Annotated in this window: 15 protein-coding genes; 4 read left to right on the top strand and 11 right to left on the bottom strand. The window is 66.1% G+C overall.

Annotated features, from left to right (window positions below; translation table 11 throughout):
• Positions 1-96: 96 nt before the first annotated feature.
• Genes BMX96_RS03350 through BMX96_RS03330 form a run of 5 tightly spaced genes read right to left on the bottom strand, consistent with a single transcriptional unit; the run spans position 97 to position 4,395 of the window.
• Complete coding sequence (locus BMX96_RS03350) at positions 97-1,134, bottom strand: sensor histidine kinase (RefSeq protein ID WP_091844222.1); 1,038 nt, start codon at positions 1,132-1,134, stop codon at positions 97-99.
• Positions 1,135-1,137: 3 nt separating this feature from the next.
• The gene (locus tag BMX96_RS03345; RefSeq protein WP_091844221.1) at positions 1,138-2,313 is read right to left on the bottom strand and encodes a trans-sulfuration enzyme family protein; all 1,176 of its coding nucleotides are present in this window, start codon (positions 2,311-2,313) and stop codon (positions 1,138-1,140) included.
• Positions 2,310-2,846: a gamma carbonic anhydrase family protein gene (locus BMX96_RS03340; protein ID WP_091844220.1), complete on the bottom strand. Its 537-nt coding sequence runs from the start codon at positions 2,844-2,846 to the stop codon at positions 2,310-2,312. Before BMX96_RS03340 ends, BMX96_RS03345 begins: the two co-directional genes overlap by 4 nt.
• Entirely contained in the window at positions 2,843-3,493 is a 651-nt protein-coding gene (gene gmk, locus BMX96_RS03335) for a guanylate kinase (protein WP_091844219.1), read from the bottom strand. The genes BMX96_RS03340 and gmk overlap by 4 nt, the downstream gene beginning before the upstream one ends.
• A gap of 8 nt (positions 3,494-3,501) precedes the next feature.
• Positions 3,502-4,395, bottom strand: a complete 894-nt coding sequence (locus tag BMX96_RS03330; protein WP_091844218.1) for a YicC/YloC family endoribonuclease — start codon at positions 4,393-4,395, stop codon at positions 3,502-3,504.
• A gap of 158 nt (positions 4,396-4,553) precedes the next feature.
• Between BMX96_RS03330 and BMX96_RS03325 the strand changes: the two genes are divergently transcribed.
• The gene (locus BMX96_RS03325; protein WP_091844217.1) at positions 4,554-5,228 is read left to right on the top strand and encodes a PAS domain-containing protein; all 675 of its coding nucleotides are present in this window, start codon (positions 4,554-4,556) and stop codon (positions 5,226-5,228) included.
• 30 nt (positions 5,229-5,258) lie between these two features.
• On the opposite strand, the gene BMX96_RS03320 is transcribed toward BMX96_RS03325, so the two are convergent.
• The gene (locus BMX96_RS03320) at positions 5,259-6,629 is read right to left on the bottom strand and encodes a class II 3-deoxy-7-phosphoheptulonate synthase (protein WP_091844216.1); all 1,371 of its coding nucleotides are present in this window, start codon (positions 6,627-6,629) and stop codon (positions 5,259-5,261) included.
• Positions 6,630-6,792: 163 nt separating this feature from the next.
• On the opposite strand from BMX96_RS03320, the gene BMX96_RS03315 reads away from it, so the two are divergent.
• The 3 genes from BMX96_RS03315 (at position 6,793) to BMX96_RS03305 (ending at position 9,954) form a co-directional block, all read left to right on the top strand.
• A complete protein-coding gene (locus BMX96_RS03315; RefSeq protein WP_091844215.1) occupies positions 6,793-7,785 on the top strand; it encodes a GlxA family transcriptional regulator in 993 nt (330 codons plus the stop codon).
• A 107-nt stretch (positions 7,786-7,892) separates the two neighbouring features.
• Positions 7,893-9,089, top strand: a complete 1,197-nt coding sequence (locus tag BMX96_RS03310) for an ABC transporter substrate-binding protein (RefSeq protein ID WP_091844214.1) — start codon at positions 7,893-7,895, stop codon at positions 9,087-9,089.
• Between the two features lie 265 nt (positions 9,090-9,354).
• The gene (locus tag BMX96_RS03305; RefSeq protein ID WP_091844213.1) at positions 9,355-9,954 is read left to right on the top strand and encodes a nucleotidyltransferase family protein; all 600 of its coding nucleotides are present in this window, start codon (positions 9,355-9,357) and stop codon (positions 9,952-9,954) included.
• Positions 9,955-9,967: 13 nt separating this feature from the next.
• Here BMX96_RS03305 and BMX96_RS03300 read toward each other — a convergent pair whose 3' ends face one another.
• The 5 genes from BMX96_RS03300 to BMX96_RS19850 form a co-directional block, all read right to left on the bottom strand.
• Positions 9,968-10,399: a hypothetical protein gene (locus tag BMX96_RS03300; protein WP_091844212.1), complete on the bottom strand. Its 432-nt coding sequence runs from the start codon at positions 10,397-10,399 to the stop codon at positions 9,968-9,970.
• A gap of 65 nt (positions 10,400-10,464) precedes the next feature.
• Entirely contained in the window at positions 10,465-11,034 is a 570-nt protein-coding gene (locus BMX96_RS03295) for a Hint domain-containing protein (RefSeq protein WP_091844211.1), read from the bottom strand.
• A 411-nt stretch (positions 11,035-11,445) separates the two neighbouring features.
• Positions 11,446-12,243, bottom strand: coding sequence for a Hint domain-containing protein (locus BMX96_RS03290; protein ID WP_091844210.1), 798 nt, complete (start codon positions 12,241-12,243; stop codon positions 11,446-11,448).
• 292 nt (positions 12,244-12,535) lie between these two features.
• Positions 12,536-13,714, bottom strand: coding sequence for a Hint domain-containing protein (locus BMX96_RS19560; RefSeq protein ID WP_175481639.1), 1,179 nt, complete (start codon positions 13,712-13,714; stop codon positions 12,536-12,538).
• A 183-nt stretch (positions 13,715-13,897) separates the two neighbouring features.
• Complete coding sequence (locus BMX96_RS19850; protein ID WP_091844208.1) at positions 13,898-20,179, bottom strand: tandem-95 repeat protein; 6,282 nt, start codon at positions 20,177-20,179, stop codon at positions 13,898-13,900.
• Positions 20,180-20,355: the final 176 nt, after the last annotated feature.

The following is a 20,355-nucleotide window of genomic DNA, read 5'->3' as shown; positions in this document are numbered from 1 at the left end:
TTTCTCCGATGGACGCCGCTTCGCTGCGGCGTTGGGGCCGGATTTAGGCGCGCCGCGCGTCACATTTGTAACGCAGATGTAACAGTTCCATGACAATCACGGATCCGGGGCGGATTTCGCCGGCAGCAGGACCGAGAACCGGCTTCCCTGCCCCTGCTGCGACGACATCCGCAACCGGCCGCGATGGCGCGACACGATATGCTTGACGATGGCCAGCCCCAGCCCGGTCCCGCCGACCTCGCGCGAACGGTGGGTATCCACGCGGTAGAATCGCTGGGTGAGGCGCGGAAGGTGGATGCTGTCGATGCCCGCGCCGTTGTCGGTCACGTCGACGCGCACGCCCGGTCCGCGCAGCGCGGCCATGCGCGGGTCCACGACCATCTCGATGCGCACCCGGTTGCCGCCGTACTTGATGGCGTTCTCGACCAGGTTGCTGAAGACCTGCCGCAACTGGTCCTCGTCGCCCTGCATCATCACAGGCGTCTCGGGCCGTTCGAAGGAGATCTCGACATCACGCTCCTGCGCCTGGCTCGACAGCAGCGCGATGGATTGCGAAACCACGGCGGTCAGGTCGACCTCGCCGGTGGGCCTGAGCCGCGCATCGGCCTCGACCCGGCTCAGCGACAGCAGGTCGCTGACCAGGCGGTTCATGCGCTGCGCCTCGGCGGCCATGGTCGACAGGAATCGCTCGCGCGCCGCGGCATCGTCGCGGGCCGGGCCTTGCAGCGTCTCGATGTAGCCCAGCAGCGCCGTCAGCGGGGTGCGTAGCTCGTGGCTGACATTGGCCACGAAATCGCGCCGCATCTGGTCGGCATCCTGCGCCGCCGTCCGGTCCTCGAAACTGACCAGCAGACCGGTGCCCGCCACCGCCACGTGGGCGGCGAATGTCGTGTCGTGGTCGCCATCGTGGCTGAAATACTCGACGCTGCGCGCAACGCCGTCCCGCATCACTGTCTCGATCGCGTCCAGCAGCGCGGGCTGGCGCAACGCGGTGATATAATGGCGCCCCTCCAGCCCCGCGCCCAGCAGGTGGACGCCCAGCGTGTTCATGGCGAGGATGCGGGCCCCCTGCCCGATCACCAGCGCGGGCAACGGCAGGGCGGACAGCAGGTCGGCAAGATCCTCGGACGTCATGGCTCAGGCCGCGGCGGCCCGCACCGCAGCCTCGAACTCGCGGCACAGCAGCTCGGCCGGCTCGACCCCCACCGACACGCGGAAAGAGCCTTCGGACAGGCCAAGGGCCGCCCGTCCCTCGGGCGTCAGGGCCCGGTGCGACGACGTGGCCGGATGGCTGAGCGTGGTGCCAATATCGCCCAAGGTAGGCGCGAAGGCGATGTTGCTGGCCGCGCGGACAAGCCTGTTGGCCGCGTCCCGGCCGCCCGCGATCTCGAAGGTCACCATGTTGCCCGTGCGTTCGCCCAGCAGGCTGGCGACGCGGTTGTGGTCCGGGTGGTCGGGGCGGCCGGGATATATCACCCGCTCCATGCCCGGCAGGCCGTGCAGGTGGTCGGCCAGGGCGCGGGCGTTCTCCTCGGCCCGGTCATAGCGCAGCTCGAACGAATAGAGCCCGCGTTCGGCCAGCCAGCAGTCGAAGGGACTGGCCGTCAGCCCCAGCGTTTGCGCAAAGCCCAGCATCGCCTCGTTCAGGGCGGCATCACGCGCGCCAACCCAACCCAGCGTGGCGTCGGAATGACCCGCCAGCAGCTTGGTGACCGAGTGAATGACGATGTCGGCGCCATGGTCGAACGGTTTCACCGCACGCGGCGTGGTGAAGGTGTTGTCCACCGCCAGAAGGATACCGCGCGACTTGCAAAGCTGCGCGATCCCGTCCAGGTCCGCCACCCGCAGCGTGGGGTTCGATACGACCTCGATCAGGACCATCCGGGTGTTCGGGCGCAGCGCGGCCTCGATCGCCGCGACGTCGGTCGGGTCGGCCAGCGACGTCTCGATGCCCATGCGCGGCAACTCGGTCGACATCATGCGCAGGGACCGGCCATAAAGCTGGTTGCCGCCCAGCAGGTGGTCGCCCGCCTTCAGATGCGCCAGCAGTCCCGCCGTCACCGCAGCCATGCCCGAGCCCACGGTGATGCCGCCCGTGCAGCCTTCCATGCCGTCGATCTTGGTGGCCAGCACATCGGCGTTCGGGTGCCGCTCGCGGGCGTAGGAATAGCCCGGGGCGCGCCCTTCATAGAGGTCGTCCAGCCGATCGGGGCTTTCGGCGGCATAGACGACCGAAGGCTGCAACGGCGTTCCGACCGCGCGGCTGGAGCTTTCGGGCCAGGGGGTGCGGCGCACCAGCGTGTCGTCGCTCATTTCCCGTCCTCCAGCAGGGTCAGGCCCTTGGCATACCGCGCGGCGTTTTCCTGGTAATGCAGGGCCGAGGCCTCGAGCATCTTCTCGCCCTCGCCGTCCACCTGCCGCACGACCTTTCCGGGTGCGCCCATGACAAGCGAATTGTCGGGGATCTCCTTGCCCTCGGTGATGAGAGCGCCGGCGCCGATCAGACAGTTGCGTCCGATCTTTGCGCCGTTGAGCACAGTCGCGCCCATGCCGATGAGAGAGTTGTCGCCGATGGTGCAGCCATGCAGCATTGCCTTGTGACCAATGGTGCAGTTGCGCCCGATGCTCAGCGGAAAGCCCATGTCGGTGTGCACCACGCAGTTTTCCTGGATATTCGAGCCCGCGCCCACGCGGATTTCTTCGTTGTCGCCGCGCAGGGTGGCGCAGAACCAGACCGAGGATCTGCTTTCCAGCACGACCTTGCCGATCACGTTGGAGTCGGGGGCGACCCAGACGGTGCCGTCGGGGTCGATCATCGGCGTGTGGCCGTCCAGGTCATAGATCATTGGCTGTCCTCGAACTCGGATTGAAGCTTGCGCACGTGGTCCGTCAGGCGCGGCTGCTGGGTGCGGCGCAGGCGTGCGGCGCTGATGATGGATTTCAGGTGCGTCTCGGTCTGGGCCAGGTCGGCGTTCACCAGCACGAAATCGTAGCCGTCCCAGTGGCTGATCTCGTCCCAGCTTTTCTGCATCCGCCGCGCGATGGTCTCGGCGTCGTCCTGCCCGCGCGATTCCAGCCGGCGCTTCAGCTCGGGGATCGAGGGCGGCAGCAGGAAGATCGACAGCGTGTTGGTGTTTAGCGACGAATTACGAATCTGCTGGGCGCCCTGCCAGTCGATGTCGAAGAGAACGTCCTGCCCCTGCGCGATCGCGGCCTCGACCGGTCCCTTGGGCGAGCCGTAGAAGTTGCCGAAGACATGGGCGTGTTCGAGCATCTCGCCCTCGGCCACCATCTGCTTGAACCGCTGCTCGGTGACGAAATGGTAGTCGCGACCGTCAACCTCACCGGCCCGCGGCGGGCGCGTGGTGGCCGAAACGGAAAAGCGGATCGTCGGATCCCAGGCCCGGAGCGCGCGCGCCAGCGTGGATTTGCCGGCGCCCGAGGGGCTGGAAAGGATGATGAGAAGTCCCCGGCGCGGGGCGGCGTCGGCCATGGCTCGGATCACTCCAGGTTTTGGACTTGTTCGCGCATCTGATCGATGACGGTCTTGAGCGCAAGTCCCGTGGCGGTCAGCGCAGTGTCCTGCGACTTGGAGCACAGGGTGTTGGCCTCGCGGTTGAACTCCTGCGACAGGAAATCGAGTTTCCGGCCCACCGGCGCGTCCTTGGCCAGCATCTCGCGCGCCGCCGAGACATGGGCGCGCAGGCGGTCGATTTCCTCGGTCACGTCCCCTTTCACGGCCAGCAGGGCGAGCTCTTGCGCGACGCGGTCAGGGTCGGCGTCCGGCGCGCCGTCCATCACCCGCGCCAGCGCGGCGTTCAGTGCCTCGCGCGCGGCGCCCGCGCGGTCCGTGGCCTGGGCGGCGGCGGTCTCGACCAGGCCGGCGATCTCGTCCAGTTGCGCGGCCAGGACATCCGAGATGGCCGCCCCTTCGGACGCGCGCATGGCAAGAAAGGGCGGCAGCAAGTTGCCGGTGAAATCCGCCACCAGCGCCTCGCGCAGCGCCGCGATTTCCTCGGGCGTGGACTGGACGGGGCCTTTCGACTGCGCCAGCGCCATGACATCGGCGGCGCGGGCCGGGGCCAGCGACATGCCCTGCTGCGCCGCGCGCGCCTCGACCGCGCCGATCTGCGCCAGCGCCGCGTCCAGGGCGGCCGTGTCCGGTCCGTCGCCCCCGGCGGCCTCGCGCGTCAGGCGCAGCGACAGGCTGACCGATCCACGCGCCAGCGCCTGTTGCAGCGCGCCCCGCAGCGCGGGATCCAGCCCGTCGATCCAGTCGGGGGTGCGCGGCCGCAGGTCCAGCCCGCGGGCATTCACGCTGCGCAGTTCCCACGTCCAGGAAAACGGTCCGTGCGCGCCGGTGCCCGAGGCATAGGCCGTCATCGACTGGGGCATACCGGTTAACCTTTTGCTCTCTTTTTGCACCAAATTGCGCGGGCTTCGGTGTAGTCTGACAGGTATCGGACGGCCCCCGCGCCCGAGCGATACCAGAGCCAACCGGCCGTCACAATGACGGCGCCGGGACATGGCAAACGTTGAAAAAGGCCAGCGCCATGACGACCAGCAGCGATGACTCCGTCATTCCCATCGGGCGACCGCGACAGGCGGATCCGGCCGCACCCGGATCGCCCGACGCGGCACAGCGCCCCGACCCGTTCGAGACGCTCGAGCGGTATTGGCTGCGCGTCGCGGCGGGCCGCATCATGCCCCACCGGGACGAGATCGACCCCCGCGCGCTGAGCGGTATCCTCGACCGCGTCTTCCTGCTGGAGCGGATGGCGCCCGGGGTCGCGCGGTTCCGGCTGGCGGGCGAGCGACTGAACGGCCTGCTGGACATGGACATGCGGGGCCTGCCGCTGACCAGCCTGTTCTTCCCGGCCGCGCGCGATGGCGTGAATTCTTCGGTGCGCGCCCTGTTCGACGACCCGGCGCGGATCGACATGACGCTGGACGGCCCGCGTGAAGGCCGCAGGGGGCGCGTGGCGGCCCGTTTGCTGATCCTGCCGCTGCGCGACCGTGACGGCGCGGTGACCCGGGCCATCGGTTGCCTGTCGGCGGGTGGCGCCACGATAAAGGCACCGCAGCGGTTCGATATCGTCGCGGAAGCGCGCCAGACGCTGCTGGGCTATGGCACCCTGCCAGACCCCGCGGTGCAGGCAACGAAAAACGCGCCGAACCCCGTGAGGCCGGCGCGTCCTTACCTTCGACTGGTCGTCGACAACAGTTAAGCCCGGGGCCGTCGCGGCCCCGGCCCGGGATCACCCCGCCGCGCGGGCGCGGGCGGCGTCGCCCCGGCTGCGCAGGAGTTCCGCCACGAGGAACGCCAGCTCCAGCGCCTGGCTCGCGTTCAGGCGCGGATCGCAGGCGGTGTGGTAGCGGTCCGACAGATCCTCGTCCGTCACGGCGCGCACGCCGCCGGTGCATTCGGTCACGTCCTTGCCCGTCATCTCGAAATGCACGCCGCCGGGGATGGTGCCCTCGGCGTTGTGGACCTCGAAGAACTCCTCGACCTCGCGCAGAACGCTGTCGAAGGGACGCGTCTTGTACCCGCTGGCCGACTTGATCGTGTTGCCGTGCATCGGATCGCAGGTCCACACCACGTTGGCGCCCTCGCTGCGGACGGTCTCGATCAGGCGCGGCAGGTGATCGCCCACCGTCCCGGCACCGAAGCGCGAGATCAGCGTCAGGCGGCCCGCGTCGTTGCGGGGGTTCAGCGTCCAGATCAGCCGCTTCAGGTCGTCCTCGGTCATGGACGGACCGCATTTCAGGCCGATCGGGTTCGACACGCCACGGCAGTATTCCACGTGCGCGCCGTCGGGCTGCCGGGTGCGGTCGCCGATCCAGATCAGGTGACCCGATCCGGCAATTGTCGCGCCCGAGGTCGAGTCGACTCGGGTCAGCGCTTCTTCGTATTCCAGCAGCAGCGCCTCGTGCGAGGTGTAGAAATCCACCGTCGACAGCTCGGCGTTGCGGTCGGCGGTGATGCCGGCGGCGGTGATGAAGTCCAGCGTGTCCTGGATGCGGTTGGCGATATCGCGGTACTTGCCCGCCTCGTCGTCATCGGTGAAGCCCAGAGTCCACGCATGGACGCGGTGCACGTCGGCGAAGCCACCCTTCGAGAAGGCGCGCAGCAGGTTCAGCGTCGCGGCCGCCTGGGTATAGGCCTCGAGCATCCGGTTGGGGTCGGGGATGCGCGCCTCGGGCGTGAAGTCGAACCCGTTGATGATGTCACCGCGATAGCTGGGCAGCTCGGTGCTCCCTTGGGTCTCGGTGGGGGCGCTGCGCGGTTTGGCGAACTGGCCGGCCATGCGCCCGACCTTCACCGTGGGCACCTTGGCGCCATAGGTCAGCACCATGGCCATCTGCAGCATGACCTTGAACGTGTCGCGGATGCTGTCGGCCGAGAACTCGGCAAAGCTTTCGGCGCAGTCGCCGCCTTGCAGAAGGAACGCCTCGCCCCGCGATACGGCCGCCAGCTCCTCGCGCAGGGTCCGCGCTTCGCCGGCAAAGACCAACGGCGGGAACTTCGACAGGCGCGACTCGACCGCCTGCAGCGCGGAGGGGTCGGTATACTCGGGCATCTGGATCCGCGGACGGCTGCGCCAGGAGGATTTCTGCCAGTCTGCCATGGGGCGTTCCTTTCGTCGAATTGCCGGGCGTGTATAGGGCGATCAAAAGGCATTGCAAACCGGCAAAAAGCCCGTGACGTGCCATGGCGGGATCGTCGTCTCTTGCGCCTGCTCCGCAACGGTGCTTGGCTCACCTTCGGTCCACGGTCGAAAGCGGCTTTGAATGGTTGAACACCCGGTTTCCAGCACGGCGCCAGAGGCACCCGCGCGCAACGTCGCCTTCCTGCTGCTTCCGGAGTTCTCGCTGTTGGCCTTCGCCAGCGCGGTGGACTGCCTGCGCATCGCCAACCGGCTGTCGGGGCGACGTCTTTACAATTGGCAGATCGTATCGGACGGGGGCAGGCCCATGGCCTGTTCGGCCGGCACCCGCTTCGCCGTCGACGGCGATCTGCCCGAATTGCCGCGCGACACCCTGATCGTCGTGTGCGGGGGGCTGGGCGTTGCGGCCGCCAGCAGCAAGCCGGTGCTGAACTGGCTGAGACGCGAGGCCCGGCGCGGGGCCGCGGTCGCGGGGCTTTGCACCGCGTCCTACACGCTGGCCCGCGCAGGCCTGCTGGACGGCAAGCGCGCCACGATCCACTGGGAAAACCACGACGGCTTCGCCGAGGACTTCCCGGATGTCACTCTGGGCAAGGAGATCTTCACCATCGATGGCGGCCGCATGACCGCGGCCGGCGGCACGGCGTCCATCGACCTTTTCCTGAAGCTCCTGGCCGAACATCACGGCCCCGACCTGGCCAACGCGGTGGCCGACCAGCTGATCTACAACACCATCCGCACCGACCAGGACACCCAGCGGCTGAGCGTACCCACGCGCATCGGCGTGCGGCATCCGAAGCTCGCCCAGGTCATCGGCGTGATGGAGGCCCATATCGAGGACCCTATAAGTCCCGCGACGCTGGCCCGCGACGTGGGCATGAGCACGCGCCAGCTCGAGCGGTTGTTCCGCCGCTACCTCGGCCGCAGCCCCAAGCGGTATTACATGGAACTGCGGCTGCAGAAGGCGCGCAACCTGCTGATGCAGACCGAGATGAGCGTCATCAACGTCGCCCTGGCCTGCGGGTTTTCCAGCCCGTCGCATTTCTCGAAATGCTACCGCGCGCATTACGACACCACGCCCTACCGCGAGCGCGGCAGCCAGCCGTCGCGCGTCTAGCGAAAGTGCACCCTGCCCCTGCGGCAACCGGCAGGGTCATTGCCAAGCGCCGACCTTGCTGGCAATCATCGCGGCACAAACACGAAAAAGACAGGGAGTCTTTCACCATGAAGAAGTTTCTGATGGCTACGGCCATGGGTACGATGGCCGCCACCGGCGCCATTGCCGCCGAACACGAAGGCCCGGTCAAGATCGGCATCATCCTGGGCTTCACCGGCCCCATTGAATCGATCACGCCCGGCATGTCCGACGCCGCGCAGCTGGCGATCTCCGAAGTGAACGAGGCCGGCGGCATCCTGGACGGCCGCATGCTGGAAGCCGTGACCGCCGACAGCACCTGCGTCGACGCCGCCGCCGCCACCGCCGCGGCCGAGCGTCTGGTGACCTCGGACGGCGTGGCCGGCATCATGGGGGCCGACTGCTCGGGCGTGACCGGCGCGATCCTCGCCAACGTCGCCGTGCCGAACGGCATGGTCATGATCTCGCCCTCGGCCACGTCGCCGGGCCTGTCCACCGCCGAGGATAACGGCCAGTTCTTCCGCACCGCTCCGTCGGATGCGCGCCAGGGCGAAGTGCTGGCCAACATCCTGTCCGACCGCGGGGTCGAGTCGGTGGCCGTGACCTACACCAACAACGACTACGGCAAGGGCCTGAGCGACAGCTTCATCGCCTCGTTCGAGGAGGCCGGCGGCAGCGTGACGCTGAACTCGGCGCACGAGGACGGCAAGGGCGACTACTCGGCCGAAGTCGGCGCGCTGGCCTCGGCCGGTGGCGACGTGCTGGTCGTGCTGGGCTACGCAGACCAGGGCGGTCTGGGCATGATCCGCTCGGCGCTCGACTCGGGTGCGTTCGACACCTTCATGATGGGCGACGGCATGTATGCCACCGCGCTGCTGGACACCATCGGCGACGCCATGAACGGCTCGTTCGGCGCCGTGCCGTGGTCCGAGGGGGAAGGCACGGAAGCGTTCGCCGCCAATGCCGAAGCCGCCGGGTTCGACCCCGCGACCTCGTATACCCGCGAAAGCTATGACGCGGCCGCGCTGCTCGCGCTGGCCATGCAGGCGGCGGGCTCGACCGACCCGAACGAGTACAAGGACTCGATCCTCGAGGTGGCCAACGCCCCGGGCGAGCAGATCCTGCCGGGCGAGATGGAGAAAGCGATCCAGATTCTCAGCGAAGGTGGCGACATCGACTATGTCGGCGCGACCAATGTCGAGCTGATCGGCCCGGGTGAAGCCGCAGGCACCTACCTGGAATACACCGTCACCGACGGTGCGTTCGAGCAGCAGCAGATCCGCTGACGCCCCTGCCGACCGCAGACACGAAACGCGAAAGCCCGGCAAGCATGACGCTTGCCGGGCTTCCTTTGACAGGGCCAGGCCAAGTGATCCGTAAGGGACGAACCGGATCCCCAGGGGAGCAGGGACATGACCCCCGGTGGGACCGGCAGTCAAACCACTTTTGCAGCTTTCGCGCTGTCACTCGGGCAACGTGCAATGGCCGGGCCAGTTCCCCTTCGGGCTGCATAATGACGCCCCTTTCGGGACGGCGCAGGCCCCCTGCCCCATGACCGCATCCGCGCTGCCCGTCATCGCCATTCTCGCCGCCGGCGGGTCGACCCGGATGCGTGGCCGCGACAAGCTGCGCGAAACCGTAGGTGGCATGCCGCTGCTGCGGCTGGTGGCGCGGCGCGCGCTGGAAACCGGCGCGCCGGTGCTCGTCACCTTGCCCGAGGCCCGTTCGCGTGACGACGCGCTGGAGGGGCTGGCGGTGGATCTGGTGCGCGTTCCCGACGCCGATACGGGCATGGCGGCGTCGTTTCGCGCGATCGCGCCCTTGGCCGATGGGCGGGCCGTCATGGTGGTCCTGGCGGATATGCCCGACATCACCGCCGCCGACATGCGCGCCCTGATCGCACAGTGGCAAGGCGCGCCCGACACGCCGCTGCGTGCCGCCACCGCCGGCGGCCAGCCCGGCCAGCCGGTGATCTTCCCCGCCTCACTGGTCCCCCGCTTCGCCGAATTGCAGGGCGATGCGGGTGGACGCGCGTTGTTGTCGGGACAGAAGGTCGAGCTGCTGCCGTTGGCAGGCGACCGCGCCGTGACCGACCTGGACACGCCCGAGGCCTGGGACGCGTGGCGCGCCCGGACCGGTCAGCCGCGCTAGGCGCAGCCGTGCGCTAGTCGATGACGCCTTCCTGGTGCATCGCCCGGGCCCAGAGCCACAGGATCAGCGACAGCACCGTGGCGCCGACCATGACCCAGACACCGACAGGACCCACCAGCTGGACCAGCGAAGGATCTGCCGAAATGGCGAGCCAGATCGTCAGGATCAGGGTCGCGATGAAGCTGGCCGCAAGGATCAGCGGCGCGAACCCGGTCCGCATCGCCATGAGGATGACACCGGCAAGACCCGCCCAGACCGAAATGGCCCAGACAGCGTCGATCCAGTCCGGCATGGTCGAGACGAAGGCGCGCTGCGCATCGGTCGCCATGGACATCCAGAACGCAAGATCCAGCTGCGTAGCGGTGTAATCGATCACCCCGAAAAGATGCCAGATCAGGGCAATGGTCAGAACGGGCCAGAAATGCCAGGGCGTGGGGTGAAACATGGAAAACTCCGGGTCAGGTCGGGCTCAATCTGCCCTGCCCTGCCGCGAACGTCCAGATGCCGCGCTCAGGCGCCCGCGACCAGCTGCGCCTCGAAACGCTTGAGCACGCGGCGCGCCGGGGCGCCGTGGCCATGGACCACGCGGCCCGGTTCGGCGGTTTCGGCCCAGGTGCCGTCGGTCAGGATCACTTCGTGGAAATCGGTGAAGATGGCGACGAAGCCGGCCGCGGGCGCCTCGGCCCAGTCGAAGCCGGGCTGGCCCACCATGTCGGCGGCGGCGACCAGAACCTCGGTGTCGTCCAGCAGCAGGTTGGCCCGCTCCGAGCAGATCAGAAGGCGGTAATCGGCAGCGACGACCATGTCCTGCATCGGCAGGCCGTGGCCCAGTGCGCCCTTGGCGATGCGAACGGTCGATTTCTCGGCGGTGGCGGCTTCGATGCGCTCGATCCGGCGGATCGGCTGGGCGCCGTTGTCGCGGGTGAAGACCTTGTCGCCGACGGCCAGGCTGCCGGCCGGCTTTTCGCCCGCCATGGTGGCGACCAAGGTCTCGGCCGAGATACCGATCATGCGACCGCGGCCTTCGGCGATCTGGCGGTCGGTGGCGATCTTGCGGGCTTTGGCGGTCGAAACGGTCATACTGGTCTTCCTTCACTTGGTCCGCCGGTTCAGGCGATCCGCTGAAACTTGTTGCCTTGTTTTAGCCAAATTGGGCGGACCGGGCCAGAAAAGTGTCACGATTGTGGTCGTCCCTGCGCCGCATTCGGACACATTTGGCCGGATCCGGCCACAAATCGGTCCGATTGACCTCGAGCGTCGGAACAGTGATTTGGGTCTGCAAGAACCGGAAAGTGGTGGCAAACAATCACTTATTTTCGCCACATTCACACGAACGAACAAAACCGCCCGATCGGCGGCATTGTTGCCGTAACTTGTCGCTTGGAAGCGAATCGAGCGCCCGCAAGGCGGCGCATTCAGCTCGAATTCAGCCGTTCGATTCGGATTTGGGTCGGAAATGGGGCCGAAGCGTGTCCACCTGCCCCATTTACCTCAGGCGCCCAGGAGTCGTGCCTCTTTCCTGCTGAGCACCCGCCGCGCGGGCGTGAAGCCATCCATGCCCTCGTGACCCTTCAGGTCGGGAAATATCTGGAAGATCGCATCCCTTTGCCGGCGGTCGAGCGCGTTCAGCGTGTAATCGCCCGCCTGGAAGCTCTCGGACCACAGCCCGTCGGACAGGACCAGCTCGTGTTGGGCGAACATGAAGTGGATATAGGTGACGGTTTCCGCCCGTGCCTGGGTGATCCCGGGCATCCAGGTCAGGTGCTTGGCCGCGGCCATGACCTCGGAGCCGGCGAATTTCCCGGTGTACTGACTCTCGTTGAACAGCACGCGATGGTTGGGGCTGAGCAGCATGTCGCGCGCCGGGCGGTCCGGCCCCAGGCACCCTGCCCGCAAACGAACGGGGCGCATGGCGGGTTGGGCGCGCAGGTCTTTTTCTGTCAGGGTCGTCTTACCGACCCAGTGAACCACCTGCATACCCCGGTCGCGGGTGATGACCCGGTCGCCTGCCTGCAATGTCTCGACCCGCCGCTCACCCTTGCCTGTTGCGATCAGGGTGCCGGGCGTGAAGCATGGCAGGACGCCCTCGATATCCGACAGGCTCAGCTTGACGGCGGTGTCGCTCTCGCGGGACGCATCGATCGCCTTCCGCCGGACCACCTGCGGTGTCTGCCGGGTCCGCAATTCGGCCAGCTCGCCTGTTCCTGAAGAATTGCGGCGCGCCCGAGAGTCACGCGCTTCGGCATCGGCACCAACCGGCGACATCGCATTTTCGTCGAACTTCATCATCTCGGGGCTCCTGCAGTTCTGCAACGAAAGCGGCGCCTCGATCCCGGGAACTCGGTCAGTGGCCCAAGCCTAAAGACGCCTTCATTTATACAACCTGTGGGAGATTTTGTGGCCGATCAAGGCATTTTTGAGCGAGCCGCTCGATAGGTCTACAATCCCAAGTTGCGTACCGAATTGGGCTTCCGGGCGAAACGATGGCCTGTGCAAATCGCGGAAGGATTAATCAGAGACAGGTTCAGGATGTGCGGGTCGCGATGACTTCTCCGCCTTTCCGGGAAAAGACGTGCGCGACTCACTTCGATAGAAGTCTCGCTTCGTGGCGCTTCAGCGTCCGCCGCGCCGATTGGAAGCCTTCAATACCTTCGCGTGTCCCAAGGTCGGGGAAAAGAGACAGGATCTCGGTGCGCTGGGCGTCGCCGATGCCTTTGAGTGAGGCGCTGCCGGGCTGGAAACTTTCCGACCACACGCCCTCCGAAAGAACCACCTCGTGGTGCTCGAACATGAAGTGGATATAACTGACACCGGCCGCCTCGACCCGGTCGACGCCGTCGTGGTCGGTCAGGTGCTTGGCCGCGACCAGCACTTCACGATCCTCGAAGTAGAGCGCCGTTCTGTCGTTGGCGACCAGGATCCGGTGGTTCGGGCTGACCAGCAGGTCACGCTCGGGCAAGCCTCTGCCCAGTGATCCGGCCCGAACCAGCACAGGCTGCAATTCTGGATGAAGTTTCAGATCGGAGCGATGCAGGCATTTCTCGCCGATCCAGACAAGACGCTGGACGCCACTGTCCCGGGTAATCACCCGATCGCCCTCGTGCAGGTCCTCGACCCGGCGCTCGCCCTGCGGGGTCGCGATCAGGGTGCCCGGCGTAAAGCATGGTGTGATCGCTTCGATATCATCGTAGTTTATGTTGAGTGACCGGCCATCGGCCGAATTCACAAGCCGGATCTGTCCGGTAAAGCTTGGGATGCCGTTGTCGGTGCTGCTCGGGTTTCGAGTCAGCGCGTCGATCTCGAAGCCCTGTGACAGAACCTCGCGCAGATCGATGGTATCGCCTGTATCGCTTTCACCTCCGTTGACGGAAATATTGCCGTCAGTGGTGCTGCCGGGACGTGCAATGAACGTGTCGTTTCCATCATCGCCGCGGAGGATGTCATTCTCGCCGTATCCTACCAGCGTGTCGTCGCCAGCATCCCCCGAAACCTGATCATTGTCGTTCCGGCCGGTCCCCCCGTCGAGTGAGTCGTCTCCCGTGCCACCTCTGATCACGTCCCTGCCCGCGCCGCCCACGATCGTATCATTGCCCGCGTCGCCGGACAGGGTGTCGTTCCCGTCACCACCGCTTATCAGGTCGTCCCCGCCACGTCCCCGGATCAAGTCGTCGTCGCCGGTGCCCGAGAGCGTATTGCTCCTGCCATTGCCGTTGATCACCGCCATCACCAGCCCCCGGGGTTTAATCAATTCGATGGACAATCAACTACAGGATGTTTTTCCGTCGGTCCACTAACAGGCGTCTGACGTTGCGGAAACTTGGCGCTGCAAGGCAGATTTCTGTCGATACAGCCTGTTAGATGGATCCTTGACGGGCCGTACAAACAGAAAACGGCCGACCGCGGCAGCGGTCGGCCGTTTCGATTCGGCCATTTGGCAAGTGGGTCAGCGGGTAAGCAGTTTCGCCTCGTGCCGCTTCAGCGTCCGGCGGGCCGACTGATAGCCCTCGATCCCCTCGTGGTTCTCGAGCTCGGGGAACAGCGTCAGGATCTCGGCGCGTTGTGCATCGCCGATGCCCTTCAGCGTGTAGTCGCCGGGCTGGAAGCTTTCCGACCAGGTGCCGTCCGACAGCACAACCTCGTGTTGCTGGAACATGAAGTGGATGTAGCTGACGCCCAGGGCTTCGACCTGGTCCACGCCGTCGCTGTCGATCAGGTGCTTAGCCGCAACCAGCACTTCACGTTCCTCGAAGTAAAGCGCCGTCTTGTCGTTGGCGACCAGCATCCGGTGATTGGGGCTGACAAGCATGTCCCGCTCGGGCAGGCCGTTGCCCAGTGAACCGGCCCGAACGAGTACCGGCTTCAGCTCGGGCTGACGCAGCAGCTCGGTCCGGTCCAGGCGCTTTTCGCCGATCCAGCGAATCTCCTGAATGCCGTTGTCGCGGGTGATGACACGGTCGCCCTCGCGCAGGTCCTCGACCCGGCGCTCGCCCTTGGGGGTCGCGATCAGGGTGCCGGGCGTGAAGCAGGGAATGATCCGTTCGATATTCTCGAATGTCAGGGTCCCGGTCCGGTTGCCGCCGGCGTCGAAGAATTGAACCTCACCGTCGATCCCGTCATTGGGGCTGTCGCCATCGACAGTGTCGCCGGGATCGTTGTCCTCGGTCACATTCACCAGCCGATAGCTGCCACCATTCAGCGATCCGGTCAGATCCAGAACGTCGAAGTCGTCGCCGCCGGAGCCGCCGAGGATGCTATCGCCTGCGGTCACGTTGGAGAAGGTATCGCGGTCGTCGCCGCCCTCCATCGTGTCGGGACCGTTGCCGCCCGAGATCTGGTCGTCGCCGGCACCGCCGGTAATGATGTCGCCACCGCCGAAGCCCTCGATAGTGTCGTTACCTTCACCGCCGTCGATGGTGTCGGCACCTGTGCCGCCCTGAACCTGGTCGTTACCGTCGCCGGCATCCACCAGGTCGTTGCCACCGCCTGCGTCGATGGTGTCATCGCCGGCACCACCGTCGATGGTGTCGTCACCCTGGCGACCGGAAAGCAGGTCGTTGCCATCGCCACCGTCAAGCGAGTCGTTCTCGAGACCGCCATAGATGAAGTCGTCGCCGGCTCCACCAGACAGGATATCGTTCCCGCCACGTCCCGCGAGGGTGTCATTCCCGTCGCCGCCGGTGATGGTGTCGTCGCCGTCGCGGCCGGTCAGCAGGTCGTCGCCCGCACCGCCATCCATGACGTCGTTGCCGCCGCCACCGATGATGGTGTCGTTGTCCGCTCCACCCATCAGGCTGTCATCGCCATCGCCGCCCTCGATCGAGTCGGCTCCCGCGCCGCCGTCGACGGTGTCATCGCCATCGCCACCAAGGATCGTGTCGTTGCCGGTTCCGCCGTCGAGCGAGTCGTCGTCGATGCCGCCATCGATGAAGTCGTCATCGGCGCCACCGAAGATCGTATCGTCGTCGTCCTCGCCGTAGAGAACGTCGTTTCCGTCACCACCGCTGATCAGATCCCGGCCGTTATCGGGCTGGGGATCGGTGGCATCGGGCTCGGCCCCCGCCACGCCGGACGGAACCGGGGTCGGTCCATAGCCGCCGTAGATGGTGTCATTGCCGTCGTTGCCGTCCAGCGTATCCGATCCGTGGCTGCCGATGATGCTGTCGTTTCCGGCCCCGCCGGTGACCTCGTCATCGTCGATCCCGGCATTGATGACGTCGTCACCGCCGCCGCCGATGATGGTGTCATCATCGTCACCCGTGGTGATCGTGTCCGCGCCGTCGCCGCCATCGACGAAATCGCGACCGTCATCGGGGTTCGGATCGCCGGATCCGAAGAACGGGTTGGGCGAGCCGTCGGCCAGCGTCGGCTGGTCGTTCGGGTAATCCGACAACGTATCGGTGCCCGCGTCGATCAGGTCGTCGCCATCGTTGCCGAAGATGCTGTCCGAGCCCTGTACGTCGGTGATCGTGTCATTGCCTGCGCCACCGATGACGGTGTCATCGTCGATGCCGGATTCGATCGAGTCGTCGCCGAAGCCGCCCACGATGCTGTCGGCGTCGTCGCCCGTCAGGATCGTGTCGTTGCCGGCGCCGCCGATGACCGTATCCCGGTCGTCGTTCGGGTTGGGGTCCTGGTCGAACGGGGTCGGCACCAGGGGCACATCGGCGTCGATTGCAGCGTTCGGGCCCGAGGCGTCGATATAGTCGTCGCCCTGCCCACCGTCGATTTCGTCGTTTCCGTCGCCACCGGTGATGCTGTCGTTGTCGGCGCCGCCGGCCAGCACGTCATCCCCGTCATTGCCCGAGATCGTATCGTCGCCCGAACCGCCGGCGACAGTGTCGTCGCCTTCGTTAGCATGGATCGCGTCATTGCCGATGCCGCCGTCGATGCTGTCACTACCCAGGCCGCCGGTGACCGAGTCGTCCCCCGCGCCGGCATCGACCGTGTCGTTGCCCTCGTTCGCGCTGATCGTGTCACTCCCGGTGCCACCGGTGATCAGGTCGGCGTCGGTGCCGCCACTGATGCTGTCGTTGCCGTCGCCGCCGTCCAGCGTGTCTTCGCCGGCCGCTCCGCGCAGGGTATCGTCCCCCGCGCCGCCCGAAAGCGAGTCGTCGCCGGGACCACCATCAAGAAGGTCATTGCCCTCGCCGCCCGACAGGGTGTCGTCGCCGGCCTGGCCACGCAGCGTGTCGTTGCCGTCCTCGCCGTTGACGATGTCGTTGCCGTTTCCGGCTTCGACCAGATCGTCGCCGGTGCCGGCCGAAACGGTGTCGTCACCTTCCAGGCTGCGCACCGTGTCGTTGCCGGCGCCCGCTTCGACCACGTCGCCATCGGTGCCAATGGGATCGCCGCCGATGATCACCTGGTCCGGACGGTCGATCAGGTCGCCCTCGGGATCGCCGGTGTAGTCGAAATCGATCAGGTCATCGCCGTCGGAACCCTCGACGATGCCGTCGGGCAGGATCGTGTGGTTGACCGTGACCGTTGCCGTGCCGGTATCCGTCAGACCGTCGGGGTCGGCCACGACATAGTCGAAACTTTCGGTCCCCGAGAAGCCGGTATTCGGCGTGTAGGTCACGGTGCCGTCGCCATTGTCGACCACGGTGCCGTTCGCGGGTTGGTCGAAGCTGACCAGCGTCAGATCCGAGGTCGCGTTGTCCACATCGGTGTCGTTGCCGACAAGGTCGATAACGACCGGCTGGTTCTCATCCGTGGTCGCCGTGTCATCGACGGCAACGGGACCGTCATTCACCGGGTTCACGGTGACGGTGACGGTCGCGGTGTCGGTGTTCCCTTCCGGATCTGACACGGTATAGCTGATCGTGTCCTCGCCGTTGAAATCCGCGTTCGGCGTGTAGTCCAGCGTGCCATTGGGGTTGATCGTGACGGTGCCGTTCCCGGCAGTCGCCTCGGTGACGTTAAGATCCTCGACCGGGGTATCCGGGTCGGTGTCATTGGCCAGCACATCAATGGTGACCGGGGTGTCTTCATCGGTTTCGGCAGTGTCATCCGCTGCCGCCGGTGCATCATCCACCGGGTTCACGGTGACGGTGACGGTCGCGGTGTCGGTAAAACCGCCCTCATCCTCGATGGTATAGGTGATGGTGTCTTCGCCGGAGAAATCCGCATCCGGCGTGTAATTCAGCGTGCCGTCGGGGTTGATCGTGACCTGGCCGTTTTGCGCCGAGGCGCTGATCACGGTCAGCGTGTCCGCGGGCAGATCGGGATCGGTGTCGTTGGCGAGCACGTCGATGGTCGTCGGCGCATCCTCGTCAGTGGTCGCGACATCGTCGACCGCGTTCGGTGCGTCGTTCACCGCGTCCACCGTGACGGATACCGTCGCGGTGTCGGTCAGTCCATCTGCATCCTCGATCGTGTAAGTGATCGTGTCCTCACCGAAGAAATCCGGGTCCGGCGTATAGTTCAGCGTGCCGTCGGGGTTGACCGTCACCGTGCCGTTCTCGGCCGAAGCGCTGATGACCGTCAGGTCCGAGTCGAGCCCATCGGGATCGGTGTCGTTCGCCAAGACGTCGATGTTGTTGACCGGCGTATCTTCATCAGTCGCGGCCGCGTCGTCCTGCGCCTCGGGCGCTAGATCGCGGCCGACGAAGGTTTCGATCTCGAAGAAGTCGAAGCGGCCGGCCTCGTTGCCGCTGTCATCCAGGAGGACGACCGTGCCGTCGAAGCCGTTGCCGTTGCTGTCTGGGCGTTCGTCGATGATGCGGTAGTTTCCGACCCCGCTCAGATCCAGCGTGTCGCTGTCGGTGTTGACCAGCGGATCTGCCGAGAAGCCACCCGCGCCGCCATCGATGGTGTCCGCATCGGTCCCGCCGGTGATCGTGTCCTGGTCCGCGCCGCCGTCGATCTGGTCGGCACCGTCGCCCCCCTCCAGCAGGTCCGCGCCGTCGCCGCCGAGGATCGTGTCGGATCCTTCGCCGCCCAGGGCGGTGTCGTTGCCCCTGCCACCCTCGATCAGGTCGGCACCGTCGCCGCCCTCCAGCAGGTCGTTGCCCATGCCCTCGGTGGGCGTCGGGGCCGCGACGACCGGGTTGAACGCGATGTCGGTGATGTTCACTCCGCTGTCGTGATCGTTGATCTGCTCGTGGATCACGGTGATCTTGGTGACCGGGCCCGCGATGTTGACGAGGGTCGAGTAGTTGTCGCTTTCGTCGCCTTCGTACCCCCCACGAGAGGTGACGGTGTTGCCGCTTTGGGTCAGGTGGCTGCCGGGCTCGAGAGCCACTTCGACCGAGCCATTCGGCCCCTCGGCGAGAACCGTGACCCGACCGCCGCCATCCAGGTCGTTGATCCGGAATTCGACATTGGCAACCTCGGCGCTGAAGTCAAAATCGTACTGGTACCGGTCGCCTCGATCCTGAAGATCGGATTCGAACGAGCTCCGCTCGCTCACAGCGGGGTCAAGGTCATCGGTATTCTGGGTGGACGTCTCGTAGGTGTTACGGGTGTCGCCATCCCAGTCGCGGAGGCGGATCTTCGAGAACGTAACGTCGACCTCGCCCGTATCCTGGGTGAAGTCCGAAACGTGCCGATCGTCGCCGAAATTGGGACCCTGCTCCCAGTCGAACAGGGCGCGGTCGCCCAGTGCCGTGCCATTGGCGATGTCGGCATCGCCCAGAAGGGTGTCGTCGCCGCTGCCGCCCAGAAGGGTATCGTCGCCCGCGCCGCCCAAAGCGCTGTCGTTGCCGGCACCGCCCTCGATCAGGTCGTCGCCTTCACCGCCGATCAGAAGGTCGTCGCCGGCGCCTTCGACAGGGGTTTCGACGAACTCGACACCGTTGAAGGCGATGTCGGTGATGTTGATGCCGCTGTCCTTGTGGTCGTCCAGTTGCTCGTGGATCACGGTGACCTTGGTCACGGGGCCCGGGATGTTCACCAGGACCGAGTATTCCGAGCTGTCATCGGGCAGGTAACCGCCCTTTGAGGTCACGGTCTGGCCCGACTGGTACAGCTTGTCGCCCGCGGTCAGAGTCACCTCGACGGGGCCGTCGGGCCCTTCGGCCAAGATGGTGACCCGCCCGCTGCCGTCGATGTCGTTGACGCGGAATTCCACGTCCGTCACGGTCGCGTCGAAATCGAAGCCGTAGGCGACCTTGGTGTGGTCATCGTCGAAGACCGACGAAAAGGACGAGGTCTCGGACACGTCGGCGTCCAGGTCCGACGTGTATTGCGTGCTGGTCTCAAAGGTATTCTTGATGTCGTGGCGGCTGCCGTCGAGCTTGTCGATCGAGAAGGTGACGTTCACATCGCCGGTGTCCTGCGTGAACCCCGAAGCGTGGTTGCCGTCACCGAAATTGGGTGCCTTCGACCAGTCGAACAGCGCACGATCGCCGGTCACGGCCGTGGTCGTGACACCCTCGTCGCCCAGCAGGGTGTCGTTGCCGGCGCCGCCGACCAGCGTATCGCTGCCTTCCGCGCCACGCAGAAGATCCAGCCCGTCGCCGCCCGAAAGGCTGTCGTCGCCCTCGCCGCCGTCCAGCGTGTCGTTGCCCGCCTCGCCGTCGACGGTATCGGCACCCGCGCCGGCCAGGACGCTGTCGTTACCGGCCCCTGCCCGCACGATGTCGTCGTTGCTGCCCACGTTGCCCAGGATCGCATCGTTCGCGTCAACACGATCGCCATCGGGATCACCAGTGTAAGCAGTGTCGATCACGTCATCGTTTGCAGTGCCTTCGACGATACCGTCTTTGCCGGATCCATAGGTCATTATACTCGTCTCCACTTACGGCGCAGCCACGACGTGACCCACCCAGGCAAAAAGGCATCCTTCCCGCGACTGGCGAGACGGACGGTCGGGCCGCCAGAGACGACCCACTTAAATCTCAGTGTTGTCGGTGGTGCAGCAAATCACCTCCAAGCAGACACATTCCGCATGGGGATTTG

This window comes from Palleronia pelagia (genome assembly GCF_900110115.1).
Classification (GTDB): domain Bacteria; phylum Pseudomonadota; class Alphaproteobacteria; order Rhodobacterales; family Rhodobacteraceae; genus Palleronia; species Palleronia pelagia.
This window is presented reverse-complemented; position numbering and strand designations above follow the sequence as displayed.

Bases quoted from the DNA above. Each gene is read 5' to 3' on its own strand.
- BMX96_RS03350 (WP_091844222.1), bottom strand. From the start codon at position 1,134: ATGACGTCCGAGGATCTTGCCGACCTGCTGTCCGCCCTGCCGTTGCCC.
- BMX96_RS03345 (WP_091844221.1), bottom strand. From the start codon at position 2,313: ATGAGCGACGACACGCTGGTGCGCCGCACCCCCTGGCCCGAAAGCTCC.
- BMX96_RS03340 (WP_091844220.1), bottom strand. From the start codon at position 2,846: ATGATCTATGACCTGGACGGCCACACGCCGATGATCGACCCCGACGGC.
- gmk (WP_091844219.1), bottom strand. From the start codon at position 3,493: ATGGCCGACGCCGCCCCGCGCCGGGGACTTCTCATCATCCTTTCCAGC.
- BMX96_RS03330 (WP_091844218.1), bottom strand. From the start codon at position 4,395: ATGCCCCAGTCGATGACGGCCTATGCCTCGGGCACCGGCGCGCACGGA.
- BMX96_RS03325 (WP_091844217.1), top strand. From the start codon at position 4,554: ATGACGACCAGCAGCGATGACTCCGTCATTCCCATCGGGCGACCGCGA.
- BMX96_RS03320 (WP_091844216.1), bottom strand. From the start codon at position 6,629: ATGGCAGACTGGCAGAAATCCTCCTGGCGCAGCCGTCCGCGGATCCAG.
- BMX96_RS03315 (WP_091844215.1), top strand. From the start codon at position 6,793: ATGGTTGAACACCCGGTTTCCAGCACGGCGCCAGAGGCACCCGCGCGC.
- BMX96_RS03310 (WP_091844214.1), top strand. From the start codon at position 7,893: ATGAAGAAGTTTCTGATGGCTACGGCCATGGGTACGATGGCCGCCACC.
- BMX96_RS03305 (WP_091844213.1), top strand. From the start codon at position 9,355: ATGACCGCATCCGCGCTGCCCGTCATCGCCATTCTCGCCGCCGGCGGG.
- BMX96_RS03300 (WP_091844212.1), bottom strand. From the start codon at position 10,399: ATGTTTCACCCCACGCCCTGGCATTTCTGGCCCGTTCTGACCATTGCC.
- BMX96_RS03295 (WP_091844211.1), bottom strand. From the start codon at position 11,034: ATGACCGTTTCGACCGCCAAAGCCCGCAAGATCGCCACCGACCGCCAG.
- BMX96_RS03290 (WP_091844210.1), bottom strand. From the start codon at position 12,243: ATGATGAAGTTCGACGAAAATGCGATGTCGCCGGTTGGTGCCGATGCC.
- BMX96_RS19850 (WP_091844208.1), bottom strand. From the start codon at position 20,179: ATGACCTATGGATCCGGCAAAGACGGTATCGTCGAAGGCACTGCAAAC.